Raw genomic sequence first — 14,092 nt, forward strand, 5'->3', positions numbered from 1 at the left:
GGGAGGGAAATGAGTGGGAATCGTCTTTAAACGGGTGAGCAAGATGTATCCCGGCGCCAAGACACCAGCCGTCGACGGTGTCGACCTGGTGTTTGGCGAGGGCGAGTTCATCGTGTTTCTCGGTCCCTCCGGATGCGGCAAGACGACGCTGCTGAAAATGGTGAATCGTCTGTACGAACCGACGGAGGGCGTCATCGAGATTGACGGTGTCGACATATCGACCATCAAAGGGGAAGAGCTTCGCCGCCGAATCGGCTATGTGATCCAGCAGAACGGGCTGTTTCCGCACATGCGGATCGAGGACAACATTGTGGTGGTTCCCCGGCTGTTGGGATGGGACCGGGATCGGATCGACAAGCGGGTAGACGAACTGTTGGAAATGGTGCATCTGGACCCTGCCATCTACCGCAAGCGCTACCCGCGCCAACTGTCGGGAGGGCAGCAGCAGCGCGTCGGGATTGCCCGGGCAATGGCGGCTGATCCGTCCATTTTGCTGATGGACGAACCGTTCGGCGCGATCGATCCGATCACCCGCACCAGCCTGCAGGATGAACTGCTGCGGATTCAAAAGCAGTTGAAAAAGACGATTTTGTTCGTCACCCACGACGTGGACGAAGCCCTGCGCCTGGCTGACCGGATTGTGGTGATGCAGAGCGGACGGGTTGTCCAGGTAGGTACACCGTACAAGATTTTGGCGAATCCGGCCAACGATTTTGTAAGGCAGTTGGTCGGTGAACGCAGCCTCTTCCGCCGGATGAGCCTGTTGAAAAACCGGGATGTTCTTCGCCTGTCGGGCGCAGCCGAAGCGGCAGCAGCCGCGGATGCTTCCGACCCGGTCGGTTTGGACGACAGTGTGTCTGATACCTTTGCCCGCCTGGTGGAAACCGGGAAGGAATCGATCCCGGTCGTTGACGAACGGGGACACTTCGCCGGGATGATCGGGTTGTCCCACATTCTCGACAGTCTGTCTCGTACGGGAAGTGAACGAACGTGAGGATCGAAGCGGACAACTTTGGAACGGCGGCGCTTCCCGAAGGAACCTTGTACGGCATCAACACCCTGAGAACGGTGGACAATTTGTCGTTTTCCGGCCGGATGCTGTCCCATTTTCCCGTGTACATTTCTTCGCTGGCGGAAGTGAAGAAAGCAGCCGCGTTGGCGAACGGCAGAGCCGGACAGTACGACGAGGCGATTCGCGACGCGATTGTCGCTGCGTGCGATCTGTTGATCGCCGGGCGGCATCATGACCAGTTTCCGGTCGACGTCTTTCACGGCGGCGGAAGCATCGGGATCAACATGAACATCAACGAGGTCATTGCCCGCCTGGCCGGTCCCGGGGTGGATCCTGTCGACCATGTGAATGCCAGCCAGTCTACCTCGGACGTGTGCCATACCGCCATCCGGGTGGCCCTGCTCAAACTGGCCGAACCGCTTTGGCGCGCACTTTCGTCCCTGGCGGATGCTCTGGAGGAGAAGGCCGGGGAACTGGGAGGCGTCGAGACGATTGCCCGGACGTGCTTGCAGGACGGGATGAAAGTATCGCTCGGCGTCATATTCAGCGGTATTTCCGCTGCGCTGCGGCGCCGGCTTGAATCACTGCGTGCCGCCCTTGATGAACTGCACGCCGTCAACTTGGGCGGGACCGTGATCGGCTGCGGAACCGGCGCGTCGGATGCGTACCGCGCCCACATCCTCGAAGCGCTGCGGGAGGTGACCGGACTGCCGCTTCGCCACCGGAAAAACCTGTACGATGCGGCGCAGCATCCGGACGATCTGGCTCGGGTATCCAGCGAACTTCGCCTTCTTGCCGGCCTGCTCATCAAATGTGCCAAGGATCTACGGCTGCTGTCGTCCGGTCCGGAAGCGGGCCTGGCCGAGATTCGGCTGCCGGCGGTGCAGGCAGGCTCCTCATTCTTTCCCGGCAAAGTGAATCCTGTCGTTCCGGAAACGCTGATCCAGTGCGGGTTTTTGGTGACCGCCTACGATCATGCCGTCCAGATGGCGATCGAACATGGCGAGCTGCACTTGAACGTCTGGGAGGGCCTGGCCGGCATCCTGGCGATGGAGGCCATGCAGATGCTGGCCAGCGCTGTAGCGAAGTTTGAGCGTTATTGCGTTCGCGGCATTCGCGCCAACCTCTCGCGGTGTGAAGCGTACGCCAACAGTTTTGTGCCTCTGGTCGTCGCGTTGAAAGAAACGTACGGGTACCGGGAACTTTCCGAATTGGTAAAAAACCTGACTCCGGAGGAAATCAAAGAAACGTACGGGAGGAGAGAAAAACCATGACGAACATGCAGCCCCCCAAGCTGGAATGGGCAAAAGAGTGGCTCAAACCGGTCAAGTCGCTTTACATCAACGGCGAGTGGGTGAACGGCGGCGGATCGCTGATCGAATCGGTCAATCCGGCGAACGGCCAGGTGCTCGGCCGCTTCCAGGGGGCCGATGCCCGTGATGTCGACAAGGCGGTGGCGGCCGCACGGGCCGCTTTCGAACAGGGGCCTTGGGCGCGGATGAGCCGAAAGGACCGGGGGAAGGCCTTGCACGCGATCGCGGAACTCATCCGCGAACACCATGCCGAACTGGCCACCATCGAATCGCTCGACAACGGCAAGCTGTACAAGGAGTCGTACGTCGACGATGTGACGGAAGCGGCCGACCTGTTTGACTACTACGCCGGTTGGGTGGACAAGTACTACGGCGAAGTCAACCCGGTGGAAGGTGATTTTGTCAGTTTTACGACGCGGGATCCCATCGGTGTCTGCGGACAGATCGTGCCGTGGAATTTTCCGATCGTGATGGGGGTGTGGAAAATCGCGCCGGCCCTGGCAATGGGCAATACCGTTGTGTTCAAGCCGTCGAGCGTAACCAGCTTTTCGGCGATCCGCCTGTTTGAGATCATCCACGAAGCGGGCGTGCTTCCGCCCGGCGTGATCAACCTGATCCTGGGGGAAGGGAAGGTCGGCTCTTACATTGCCCGGCACATGGACGTGGACAAGGTGTCGTTTACGGGCAGCACGGCGGTCGGCAAACAACTGGTGCACGATTCCGCCGACTCCAATCTGAAGCCGGTGACGCTGGAGCTTGGCGGCAAGTCGCCCAATATCATCTTTGAAGATGCCCCGGACCTCGAAGGCGCGATCCAACGCTCGTTCTACGGCCTGTTTACCCACAAAGGGGAAAAGTGTTCGGCGCCGACCCGCTTGTTCGTGCAGCGGCGCATTTACGATCACGTGGTCGCTCGACTGGCGCAGATGGCTGACTCCTACCGCCTGGGCGATCCGTTCGATCCACAGAGCGATCAGGGGCCGCAAGTGTCGAAAGCTCACATGGAAAGCATTTTGCGCTACATCGAGATCGGCAAGCAGGAAGGAGCGGCCGTCGCTGCGGGAGGATATCGCGATACCGCCGGCTCCAACGCGGACGGCTACTTTGTGCGGCCGACGGTGTTTGCCGACGTCCGAAACGGCATGCGGATCGCCCAGGAAGAAATTTTCGGACCGGTGCTTGTGGTGATTCCGTTTGCGGATGAAGACGAAGTGGTTCGCATGGCAAACGACACCATGTACGGATTGGCCGCGGGCCTGTGGACCAACGATGTCGCCCGTGCCCACCGCGTGGCCAAACGGCTCCAGGCGGGTATGGTGTTTGTAAACCGATACGGCTGCTACGACTTCGCAAGCCCGTTCGGCGGCTGGAAGCAGAGCGGCTGGGGCAAGGAATACGCCATTCATTCCCTGCAGTCGTACACCAAAGCAAAAGCAATCTGGATCGCCCATTAGGAAAGGAGCATGTCGGGATGAACATGAAGGCAGCCGTCATGTTGGCGGCAGGGCAGCCGCTGGTTGTCGAATCGGTTGAGCTGGCCTCGCCCAAGGCGAACGAAGTGTTGGTAAAAATCGTGGCAACCGGCGTTTGCCACAGCGATTACAACGCGCTGCACGACGAGACTACCCCTGTGCCCACGATTCTGGGGCACGAAGGGGCCGGCATTGTTGTGGAGGTAGGGTCCCAAGTCAAAACGGTGAAAGTCGGGGACCGGGTGGCCTTGAGCTGGGTGCCGTATTGCGGGACGTGCGAGTGCTGCCAGACGGGGAAGGTCAATCTGTGCGAATCCGCTTTCGGACCGATGTTCGCCGGAACACTGCTGGACGGCACCAGCCGGTTGAGCCGGGGAGGAGAGACCGTCTACCACAATTCCCTGCTGTCCACCTTTGCCGAATATGCCGTTGTGCCCGAGATGAGCTGCGTCAAGCTGCCTGAAGGGATGCCCTTGATTCAGGCCTCCCTGATCGGTTGCGGCGTAGCGACCGGGTATGGTGCGGCCGTTCGCGCCGCCCGCGTGGAGCCGGGCTCGTATGTCGCGGTGTTTGGCATCGGCGGGGTTGGCGTCAACGCCATTCAGGGCGCACGGATTTGCGGAGCGTCGCGGATCATCGCCTGCGATGTCAAGGAGAAAAATCTGGAGATTGCCAAGCGATTCGGAGCCACCCATACCGTCAACGTGTCGACTGTAGACGCAGCGGAAGCCATCCGGGAACTGACGGACGGGCACGGCGTGCATGCCGCGATTGATTGTTCAGGCAGCACGGCGGCAGCCCAATCGGCCTGGAAAGCGACGCGTAAGGGAGGTACGACGGTGGTGGTCGGGGCGTTTCCTTCCCACAAGGAACTGACGCTTCCTGCAGGCGGTTTCCACCGGATGGGCAAAACGCTGAAAGGAAGCTTTTACGGAGATGTCAACCCGTTTCGCGAGTTCCCGATCATTGCCCGCCTGTATCTGGAAGGGAAATTCCAGTTGGATGAACTGGTGCTGGATCGGATTCCGTTAGAAGACATCAATAAGGCGTTTGCTTCGTTCGAAGACCGGGATGCCGTCAATGTCGGCAGGACGGTGGTCGTGTTGGGAGGAGATGGCGCATGACGGCATTTGATGTTGCCATTCGCACCCAGGTTTCCTTTTGCATTGGCAGGTCCCGGCAAGTGGGCGAAGACGTCAAACGGCTGAGCGGCCAGGACAAGGCGGTTCTCGTCACCGATCCCGGACTTGTGCAGGCGGGCGTGGCCGGGGACGTGGTGGACGCTCTGCGTGAGTCCGGTGTCGAGGCCGAGCTGTTTGCCGAGGTGCAAAGCGATCCGACGTCCGATTCGATCGATCGTGCGGCTGACATCATTCGCCAGTCGGGAGCAGCCTGCGTCATCGGGCTCGGCGGAGGATCGGCCATGGATGTGGCCAAGATGGCGGCGATGGTCGCCGGCGACCGTCATCCTGCGGAACATTATGCGCTCATGGCCCATCCGTTCGCACCCAAGCGTGTGGCCACCATCATGATTCCGACCACCTCCGGTACGGGAGCAGAGGTGACGAGTACCGTGGTGTTCTCGACGGCCGAAAAACGGAAGGTATGGGGATGGGACCGGGATTTGGCACCTGATCTGGCCATATTGGATCCGGCATTGACCGTGAAGCTCCCGCCCCACTTGACCGCAGCCACCGGTTTGGATGCCCTCGTGCACGCCATGGAAGCGGCCGCGGGCAAAAGGCGCAATCCTGTCATTCACGGCCTTGGCATGAAGGCGATTCAGCTTATCTCCCGGCACTTGCTGCAGGCGATCCGCGAGCCTGGCGACTTGGAGGCTCGCGGCAGTCTCAGCGTGGGAGCGATGCTGGCGGGCCTTGCCATCGAACAGGGAGGTACCGGAATCGCCCACTGCATCGGGCACGCCCTGGGGACCTTGGCTCGAATTCATCACGGTCGGGCGGTGGCGATTGCTTTGTATCACGCTTACGCCTGGAACGCGGAGGCGGCGGTGGAGGTGCACGCGGAGATCGCGCGCGCCCTGGGCGTACATGACACCTGGCAGGACGAACGGGCGTTGGCCTATGCCGGAGCGGAGGCGTTCGCCCGGTTGGTGGAATCGACCGGTTTGAACCTTTCGCTGAAAGACGACGGGCTGTCACTGGCGGATCAAGACCGGCTGGTAGAGGTGATGCAGTCGGTCGAAAACGCGCCCATGCGGCAAAACAACTGCCGCGATTCCACCACGGAGGATCTGCGGCGGCTGGCGGAAGCGATCTTGTCGCGATGAAAACCGTACTGCTGATCATCCTTTTGCAGATGTTGTACGTTTCCCTGCTGTCTGTCCGCTTTATTCTGATGGTCAAGGGGATCCGCTATCTGGCGGCCGTGATCAGCTCCGTGGAAATCGGCATCTATTTCGTCGGATTCAAGCTGGTGCTGGACAACCTGGACCGTCCGCTTCACTTGCTGGCGTATTGCCTGAGTTACGGGGCCGGGGTCCTGATTGGGGTCAGGATCGAGGAGCGGCTGGCCATCGGTTACATCACCGTCAACGTGGTGACTCCATCCCTGGATTCCCCCTTGCCGCAGCGTTTGCGGGAAAAGGGATACGGGGTAACCACCTGGACCGGAGAGGGCAGGGGAGGGCCGCGGCTGATCCTCTCCATCGTCCTCAAGCGAAAGCATCAGCACCGCATGTTTCAGGAAATCTACGAAATTGAGCCGCATGCCTTTGTGGTTGCGTATGAACCGAAGGGATTTCGCGGCGGGTTTTTGACCAATCATTAGCCAGTCGCGAGAAAAAAAAACTGGCCGGGCGGCGCCGCTTCCTGGCGTTCGCCCGCCGTGTTTTTGAGAAGACTGTGTTTGGGAGTGCCACGCCGGACTGTCCGCTGTTCAGTCCTCCAGAATCGACAACATGCCGGAGTGGCAACGGCTTTTCCAATAGTCGAGGAATGACGGGGTGACCGGTTTTGCACATTCGATTCGGCATGAAAGGTAAGCTGATTTTTCTATGTTTGATGGTAAGCATTACGCCCATCCTGCTTTTGAGTGCCGTTCTTCAACAGAAAACAGAAGAAGAAAGTGTGGCGCAGTTTATCCGTTCGACATCGAAAGAACTGATTCATGTGGATCATACAATCCATTCGTTTTTTGAAGGAGTCAGTCAAAATACCGCCATGCTTGCGGAACATCCCACTGTCAAAAAAGCGGATCAAACGATTACCAGCTACCTGACAGGAACGGGAACGAGAGATTTCACGCCGTCGAAAAACGGCGGGATCGAATCCGAAATCTACAAGGTTTACGAACTCTACGCCAAGACCCACCCGAATGCCGCTTACGTCTACATGGCGACCAAGTACGGCGGGTACGTTCAATGGCCGGACGGCGACACCATTACGCTGCCGTACAATCCGGCGGAGCGCCCTTATTACATCGAAGCGATGAAAAACCAGGGAAACGTGATCCGGACGAGTGCCTATTATGCAAAGGAAGACCAAACCGTCATCGTGAGCACGGTGACAACGATCAAAGACGACAAGGGGGAGGTGATCGGGGTACAGGGGCTTGACGTCAGTTTGAAAGGACTGACGGACATGATTCGGAATATCCGCATCGGGGAGAACGGCTATGTCGTGATTGTACAGGAGGACGGAACGATTCTGGCTGATCCCAAACACGAGGAGATGAATTTTAAACCTCTCAAAGAGATGAATGTTTCCGGATGGGGGGACGCCAGCAAGCTGACAACCGGGCAGTATGACGTGAAGGTGAACGGTGTGGATTTCCTCGCCAATGTCTACACATCCGACAAGACGAACTGGAAGTACATCGCCTTTATTCAGAAGGATGAACTGTACGCGACACTGAACGCCTTGAACCGTTTGATCGTCGCCCTGGTCGTTCTGGCAGTCCTGGTCGCGACGGTCCTCGCGTTCATCTTGGCGGGCCGCATCACGGGACCGCTTCGTTTTGCCATCCAACACATGCAGCGAATCGGGGCCGGCGATTTTACGCAAACGCTTCCTTCCCGCCTGCTTGCCCGCACCGATGAAATCGGTTCCCTGGCCCGGTCCTTGCAAACCATGCAGGACGAGATTCGAGGCGTTATCAACAAAGTGTCCGACAGCGCGCGACAAATGGCCTCCGCATCGGAAGAACTGTACATGAGTGCCGATGAGACCAACAAGGCTGCCAGACAGATTTCGTCGGCGATTACGGAGGTGGCGTCCGATGCCGCCCATCAGGTGGAAATGATCAGTACAGCCGAGGACATGGTGCTGGATGTGTCAGGCAAAATGGCGCAGATCGGAACGGCAGTGAACCAGGCGAAAGAAGCGGCCCTTCACGCCACCGACACGGCCTCCGACGGAACGCGTGCCGTGTCACGGGCGATCAGCCACATGCGCATGATCGCCGAAAAAGTTCATGGCATGGTGGATGCCGTCCATGCACTGGGAGCGAAATCGAACGAAATCGGCGAAATTGTCTCCCTGATCTCCGGCATCGCCAAGCAAACCAACTTGCTCGCGCTGAATGCCGCCATCGAAGCGGCCCGGGCCGGCGAAAACGGAAAAGGGTTTGCAGTGGTGGCCGACGAGGTTCGCAAGTTGGCGGAGCAGTCTGCGGAGGCGGCCAATCACATTCAACACTTGATTGATCAGATTCGGAACGAAACGGCGAATACCATGATGGGCATGAACGAGGGCAGAGCAGCGGTGGACGAAGGTCTGCAAATGACAGATCAGGCGGATCACGCCTTCAGGCAAATTCACTCGGCGATTGACGATGTTTTGCGCCAAATCAGCCAAATCGTTGTATCCATGCAGGAAATCGAACAGGTTTCCCAACATGCGGTGAGTACCATCCGCAATATTACGCCCCTTTCCCAGCAGACATCCGCGCACTCTCAACATGTCGCTGCAGCCGCCGAACAGCAATCCTCGTCCATGGAAGAAGTGTCTGCCGCTTCCGGTGTTTTGTCCAGAATGGCGGACGATTTGAACGGTCTGATCGGCAAGTTTCGGACGTAAAAGTCTTTCCGCCGACGTGCCGATGCGCTGCATGTTCCCATCGGAAGTATTGGCATATAGTTTCCGCGTGTTTTTGCCGGGTCACCTGCCCTGAACCAGACGAAAACAGCCGCAAAAAGCTGTCAAAGCCCTTCTCGTTTGTGAGGAGGGCTTTGATCATTTTCCCAAATGAATCTTCCCAAACGGAAGTGATGAATTCTCCAAGTGATCCCCAAAGAATCTTGTCCATCGAGAAGGTCGCGTTTCAGGAAGAATCGGTCAAGGGGATCCATCCCAGAGACCCCCTCGTTAAAAATACCCGCGGTCATGGATTGTCAGCTTTTGTACATACGTATGAAACTGACTTGTTACAAATACAAGCGAAAGACAAGCGGCAGTCTTTGGACGAAAAACGAAAATCCAGACTGCCGCTGCCGAGATGAAGCAAATCGCTCTCCGTTAGAGTTCGATGATCTTGGTGGCAATCTTTTCGCAGAAGGCACGGTCATGCTCCACAAACAGGATGGTTGGCGAGTATTCAAGCAGCAGCTCTTCGATTTGCATGCGGGAAAGGATGTCAATAAAATTAAGCGGTTCATCCCAGACATGCAAATGAGCGGGTTCACACAGACTTTTGGCAATCAGCACTTTCTTCTTTTGGCCGCCGCTAAACGTGGACATGTCTTTTTCAAATTGATCTCGGGAAAAATCAAGTTTTCGTAAAATCGATTTCAAAAGGCTTTCATCTATCCCATTGTTTCGGGCGTAGTCCGTCAGATTGCCCTGTAAGTGTGAGGTGTCCTGCGAAACATAGGAGATGGTAAGCTGGCTTCCCTTTCTGAACGTGCCGGTATAGCGGATATCCTCACCGCAAATCAGTTTGAGAATACTTGATTTTCCGGAACCGTTTTTACCGGAAAGCGCAATCCGCTCGCCCTGCTCAATCGAAAAACTGATATCGGCACAAACCTTCTTCTCTCCGTAATAAATCGATACATGCTCAAGTTCGGCCAGTCGGTTTTTATAAAAGGCGCGCTGTGAAATCTTCAAGCTGTCAGAGGTCTCGATATTTTTCAGGAGCCGAGACTTTTCTTCCATAGCCGATTGCTGTCTGTGCTCAATGGCTTTCGAGCGTTTCATCATTTTGGCGGCCTTGTGGCCAATATACCCTTTGTCTACCTTGGAACCGGAATTTCTTGTGCCGTTTTTCGTTTTTTCCACTGCGTGCGACCAGTTGCTCGTACGTTTGGCAGCCTCCGACAAGCGCTTCATTTCTTTTCGGAGCTTTTCGTTTTCGGCAAGCTCAAAGGCATCCTGTCTCTTTTTGTTTTCCCACCAATCGGAGAACGTGCCTTTTTGAATGTCGATGCTGGTCTTGTTGATGGAGAGGATGTGATCGACGCAGTTATCCAGAAATGCTCGGTCGTGAGACACCAGGATATATCCGCTTTTGGTGTTGAGATAATCACTGACAAGTTTTCGGGCGTGCATGTCAAGGTGATTGGTCGGTTCATCGATGAGCAGAAAACGGTTTTCCTTGAGAAACAACGCAGCCAACAGCACTTTCGTCTGCTCCCCGTTGGACAGTGAAGCAAAGGGGCGATACAACACATCCTCAGAAACCTGCAGCAGCGAAAGTTCACGCATGAGTTCCCAGTGCTGGTAGTCCGGCAGGATGTCGTTGATTACATCAAGGGTAAGATGTTGCTTGTTTTCGACAGGGAACGGGAAATAGTCAAAGTCGACAGGGGCCGAAATGTTTCCGCTGTATTCGTATTCACCCATCAGCAATTTGAGCAAGGTTGTCTTGCCTCTGCCGTTTCTTCCCGTACATCCCAGTTTCCAAGCGGTGTCGATTTGGAAACTGACGTTCTCAAAGATGGTATCGTAGCTGCCGTCATAGGCAAACGTCAGGTTTGTCACGTTGATCAATGACATGAAAGGATCCTCCTGTATGAAAAATAGAAAAGCTGCAAGAAAGTTACATTCCTGCAGCTCACATCCATACAGCAAATCCAACCCCAGACGGAGTCAGATCAGGATCCAGGGTTTGCGTGATAGGATATTGTAACTTTCTTGCATACAAAAAATAAAACAGGCGAAACATTTCGCTTTGATGTTTTATTCTTTATCGTTTGCAAGAAAGATTACATGATCCTGTTTCAACCCCCATCCATAAATTACAAGTATGGTATCATACCCGTTGTTTCTTTGCAACACATAATTCCTGGCCAAGCGTCGATACAGGTTGTCCTCGACATCCACGACCGGAATCCGGTGATGCTGCGGCGGGAGGATGAACGGACAACCTCGTCTCTCCATCTCACGCAATCGATTCCTTTTTCGCAATCGGAATCCATATCTCACTTCGAAACGTTGGGGAACTTACATCTGCATGCTCGTTCCACAGGATTTCCGGACCTTCTGTTTGTTCATAGTGTGAGGTGGGAAACCATTCGGAATAGATGCGTCCCCAGACATCCTGCAGCGTGTCGGGAAAGGGGCCGACTGCTTCGAATACAGCCCAGGTGGAGGCAGGAACTTCCAGCTGCGTGAGGCCTTCCGGGCACTCGTTCGTGGTGGCCACGCCAATGTAGTGATCGAGCTCTCCTTTTTCCTCCATACGCCCTTCCGAAAAGTTGGTGGATGCTTGAATCAGTCCCATAGGCTCGACATTGGAAAGACTTTTGAGCGTATGGATCGTATGCTCATCCAGACTTTTCCACATGGAGGCAATTTCCGGATTCACTCCTTTGAAAACGATGGGAACTCTTTTCATGATCCCCACAATCCGAAATGCCTCTTTTTCTACAATACGGTAGTTCATTTCGTTTCCCCCTTTAATGGATAACTGGAAGGTCATTCGTGGATAGGCTTTGAGGGAATGGCTGTTCGTTCTGGCTTCCGACGGTGTGATCCCATGCAGGTTCTGAAACGCGCGGGCAAACGAATCGGGCGAGTTGTACCCGTATTTCATCGCGATGTCGATGACCTTTGCGCTGCTGTTTTGAATCTCAAATGCAGCAAGTGTCAGGCGCCTGCGGCGGATGTATTCCGATAGGGTAATCCCTGCAAGGAAGGAAAACATCCGTTTAAAGTGATATTCGGAGCATAAAGCCAGCCGTGCCGCTTCCTTACAATCAATGTCGTTCGTTAGATTTTCTTCGATATACTTGATTGCCTTGTTCATGTTCGTCAGCAAATCCATTGAATTGACCTCCTTTATCCATAGCATAGCAGGAGTGGAATGGACCCATCCGACATTTCGTGCCCAATCCTGTAGGGGTTCTAGTAGTGGTCTTCCCGCTTGTCTCTGCGGGTTCTATGGCTCCCGCGAGAGCTTCCCTATTTTTTCTGTATGGTGAAACCGGACGGGTCTCCGCCTGTTTTGGTTTCCAGGTAGACGAGAATCGAGACGGGCCGATTCCGCTTTACATAGTATAACCATGGCAGGGACAATCACTGTACGTCCTGCTCATGTCGGGATGGAAGGGAGGGAACCACATGAGCGATTTCCGAAAGGGCGGCTTTTTCGGAGGGGGGATCTTTGGGTTCATTCTGATCCTGCTCCTATTCTTCTTTCTCTTAGGGGAAGAACGCTTCTGCTAAAGGAGCAGATCCTCACAAAAACCGGCGCAATCGCGCACAGCCTTCAGCGTGTAGACAACAGCCTACACGCTTTTTCGTTGCCTTCATTGCCAACATCCATTCCTGCGATGGAGGTACCCGGCATGCGTGCCAAACGACAGACCAGTCGGCGGGCTTATATGGGTGTCCGGAATCGGGCGCTCTTCATCCCCTTGTAACTGCTCCGTAAAAATTGTTTCCATTTCATGATACCGGTCTATACCCGATTTCTCCTCACGACATAGCATAGTACTGAATCAACGGGAGGGGGTGCATCCAACCATGAGTGGAATCTTCAACGGTTTCGACGAGTTTGGGCTGATCCTGGTACTGTTCATTCTGCTGGTCATCGTAGGTTGTTCTTGCAATTAGGATGGATTCACATGCATCAAAGGTTATGCAAAGGGAGAATCGGTTCCTCCCTTTGTTTTTTCACATGTTTCAGTCTGTGAAACACCGTTGCGATTGGCTTCTCCTTCACACAGCAGAGGGGAATTGTGTAAGAAATAAGACGCGAGAACGCTGCAGCAGCACTCTTTCAACCCTGCCCTCACGTTGGGGAGGGCTTTTTTTACGTGCAAGGGAGAAAGCAGGGGCTGCCTGGTGAACAACAGGTTCCGCTGCAACATAACAAGGAAGGCCGAATGTCGTGCAAGCATCAGACGTTTTTGGTTGACGTGGGATAATACGGCTCACTTGTTTTCATGGAAGGATGAATTACAATGATAGGGAGGGAATCGAGGTTCTGCAACACTTGCAGGGCGTTACGCATTCGCACAGGTGAGGAGTGAACTTCATGAATATCCGATATGAAAGTATCCCTGTTGAAAACATTGAATGCTGCAGAGATTTATGCAATGAACTCATGGCCTATCAAAAGTCGAAAGCCTACATAAAGCCGGAATTGTTTGACAACATGAATTTTGAAACACGGATGATTCCTTCCGTAAAAAGTGCACTGCACAATCATATTGTAGTAGTGAAAGACGATGATAGACCTGTAGGGTACGTGTATTCAAACATTTCGCCCAAGGAAACATATGCAAACGAATTTGCCACGTTTTTTGACCTGTCTTCTGTTCGTAGAAACAATGTCGGGTGTCTATCCCAATTTTATCTGAAAGAAGAGTACAGACAACAGGGGATTGGCTCCAAGCTTTTCCATATGTCCATGAAGTGGTTGAAACAATTTGATGATGTCGACGATTTTTTTATCTTTGTCTCAAACGGCAATACGAACGCCTTGGAATTCTATAAACGAAAAGGATTTTCGGTCAGTCATGACATATTGGATGGGTTTATCACCGTGTTGCGGTGTCACCGCCGGGATATGATTGACACGGAATTGCCGGAATGAAATTGATCCCATCATAGCGAGTCTGTCCCTGGAGAAAAGGCGGCCCGGACAGCTTTGGAGAGGAACAACGCCGAGAAGTGGGACAGCGTATATCGTTGCATGCCATGCCGTGGGAGTAAGGAGCTGCGAATGGATCAAGGCGCTCCCTCTCTTTTCCGGCAGGCCGGTACCAGCAACCGGTTGGCCGCTTGAATCAGGAAGAAGAAGCGGCGAGGAGTGCGGTGGATCGGGCAGGGGAATCGACGGGCATGCCGAAAAGAAGGTGGTTGTTGCCCGATCTGCCACGTTCTCTT

The 14,092-nt window shown here is 54.8% G+C and carries 11 protein-coding genes; 9 read left to right on the forward strand and 2 right to left on the reverse strand.

Annotated elements, in window-relative coordinates:
- Positions 1–13 precede the first annotated feature (13 nt).
- From FOI68_RS06665 to FOI68_RS06695, 7 genes are all read left to right on the forward strand, one after another.
- Complete coding sequence (locus FOI68_RS06665; protein WP_255433390.1) at positions 14–994, forward strand: ABC transporter ATP-binding protein; 981 nt, start codon at positions 14–16, stop codon at positions 992–994.
- Positions 991–2,286, forward strand: a complete 1,296-nt coding sequence (locus FOI68_RS06670) for a lyase family protein (RefSeq protein WP_255433391.1) — start codon at positions 991–993, stop codon at positions 2,284–2,286. Before FOI68_RS06665 ends, FOI68_RS06670 begins: the two co-directional genes overlap by 4 nt.
- Complete coding sequence (locus FOI68_RS06675) at positions 2,283–3,779, forward strand: aldehyde dehydrogenase family protein (RefSeq protein ID WP_143862692.1); 1,497 nt, start codon at positions 2,283–2,285, stop codon at positions 3,777–3,779. Before FOI68_RS06670 ends, FOI68_RS06675 begins: the two co-directional genes overlap by 4 nt.
- Before the next feature lie 17 nt (positions 3,780–3,796).
- Positions 3,797–4,921 (forward strand): Zn-dependent alcohol dehydrogenase, encoded by a 1,125-nt coding sequence (locus FOI68_RS06680; protein ID WP_051967890.1) that lies wholly within the window; start codon positions 3,797–3,799, stop codon positions 4,919–4,921.
- Positions 4,918–6,087 (forward strand): iron-containing alcohol dehydrogenase, encoded by a 1,170-nt coding sequence (locus tag FOI68_RS06685; RefSeq protein WP_143862693.1) that lies wholly within the window; start codon positions 4,918–4,920, stop codon positions 6,085–6,087. Before FOI68_RS06680 ends, FOI68_RS06685 begins: the two co-directional genes overlap by 4 nt.
- Positions 6,084–6,587 carry a DUF2179 domain-containing protein gene (locus FOI68_RS06690; protein WP_035297144.1) on the forward strand — a complete coding sequence of 168 codons (504 nt, stop codon included), beginning with the start codon at positions 6,084–6,086 and terminating at the stop codon, positions 6,585–6,587. Before FOI68_RS06685 ends, FOI68_RS06690 begins: the two co-directional genes overlap by 4 nt.
- Before the next feature lie 299 nt (positions 6,588–6,886).
- Positions 6,887–8,836, forward strand: coding sequence for a methyl-accepting chemotaxis protein (locus FOI68_RS06695; RefSeq protein WP_185973887.1), 1,950 nt, complete (start codon positions 6,887–6,889; stop codon positions 8,834–8,836).
- 438 nt (positions 8,837–9,274) lie between these two features.
- On the opposite strand, the gene FOI68_RS06700 is transcribed toward FOI68_RS06695, so the two are convergent.
- Both FOI68_RS06700 and FOI68_RS06705 read right to left on the reverse strand, forming a co-directional pair.
- Positions 9,275–10,753, reverse strand: a complete 1,479-nt coding sequence (locus tag FOI68_RS06700; protein WP_143862695.1) for an Lsa family ABC-F type ribosomal protection protein — start codon at positions 10,751–10,753, stop codon at positions 9,275–9,277.
- A gap of 385 nt (positions 10,754–11,138) precedes the next feature.
- On the reverse strand, positions 11,139–12,023 hold the full coding sequence (locus FOI68_RS06705) for an AraC family transcriptional regulator (protein ID WP_143862696.1): 885 nt from the start codon (positions 12,021–12,023) through the stop codon (positions 11,139–11,141).
- A gap of 701 nt (positions 12,024–12,724) precedes the next feature.
- On the opposite strand from FOI68_RS06705, the gene FOI68_RS06710 reads away from it, so the two are divergent.
- Both FOI68_RS06710 and FOI68_RS06715 read left to right on the forward strand, forming a co-directional pair.
- Positions 12,725–12,814 carry a YjcZ family sporulation protein gene (locus FOI68_RS06710; RefSeq protein ID WP_044899880.1) on the forward strand — a complete coding sequence of 30 codons (90 nt, stop codon included), beginning with the start codon at positions 12,725–12,727 and terminating at the stop codon, positions 12,812–12,814.
- A gap of 424 nt (positions 12,815–13,238) precedes the next feature.
- Positions 13,239–13,799: a GNAT family N-acetyltransferase gene (locus FOI68_RS06715; protein ID WP_044899881.1), complete on the forward strand. Its 561-nt coding sequence runs from the start codon at positions 13,239–13,241 to the stop codon at positions 13,797–13,799.
- Positions 13,800–14,092: the final 293 nt, after the last annotated feature.

The organism is Brevibacillus sp. LEMMJ03, from assembly GCF_007197875.1.
GTDB lineage: Bacteria > Bacillota > Bacilli > Brevibacillales > Brevibacillaceae > Brevibacillus > Brevibacillus thermoruber.

Excerpts from the sequence above, each read along its gene's own strand:
- FOI68_RS06700 (WP_143862695.1), bottom strand. The coding sequence starts at position 10,753 with ATGTCATTGATCAACGTGACAAACCTGACGTTTGCCTATGACGGCAGC.
- FOI68_RS06705 (WP_143862696.1), bottom strand. The coding sequence starts at position 12,023 with ATGGATTTGCTGACGAACATGAACAAGGCAATCAAGTATATCGAAGAA.
- FOI68_RS06675 (WP_143862692.1), top strand. The coding sequence starts at position 2,283 with ATGACGAACATGCAGCCCCCCAAGCTGGAATGGGCAAAAGAGTGGCTC.
- FOI68_RS06715 (WP_044899881.1), top strand. The coding sequence starts at position 13,239 with ATGAATATCCGATATGAAAGTATCCCTGTTGAAAACATTGAATGCTGC.
- FOI68_RS06690 (WP_035297144.1), top strand. The coding sequence starts at position 6,084 with ATGAAAACCGTACTGCTGATCATCCTTTTGCAGATGTTGTACGTTTCC.
- FOI68_RS06680 (WP_051967890.1), top strand. The coding sequence starts at position 3,797 with ATGAACATGAAGGCAGCCGTCATGTTGGCGGCAGGGCAGCCGCTGGTT.
- FOI68_RS06710 (WP_044899880.1), top strand. The coding sequence starts at position 12,725 with ATGAGTGGAATCTTCAACGGTTTCGACGAGTTTGGGCTGATCCTGGTA.
- FOI68_RS06685 (WP_143862693.1), top strand. The coding sequence starts at position 4,918 with ATGACGGCATTTGATGTTGCCATTCGCACCCAGGTTTCCTTTTGCATT.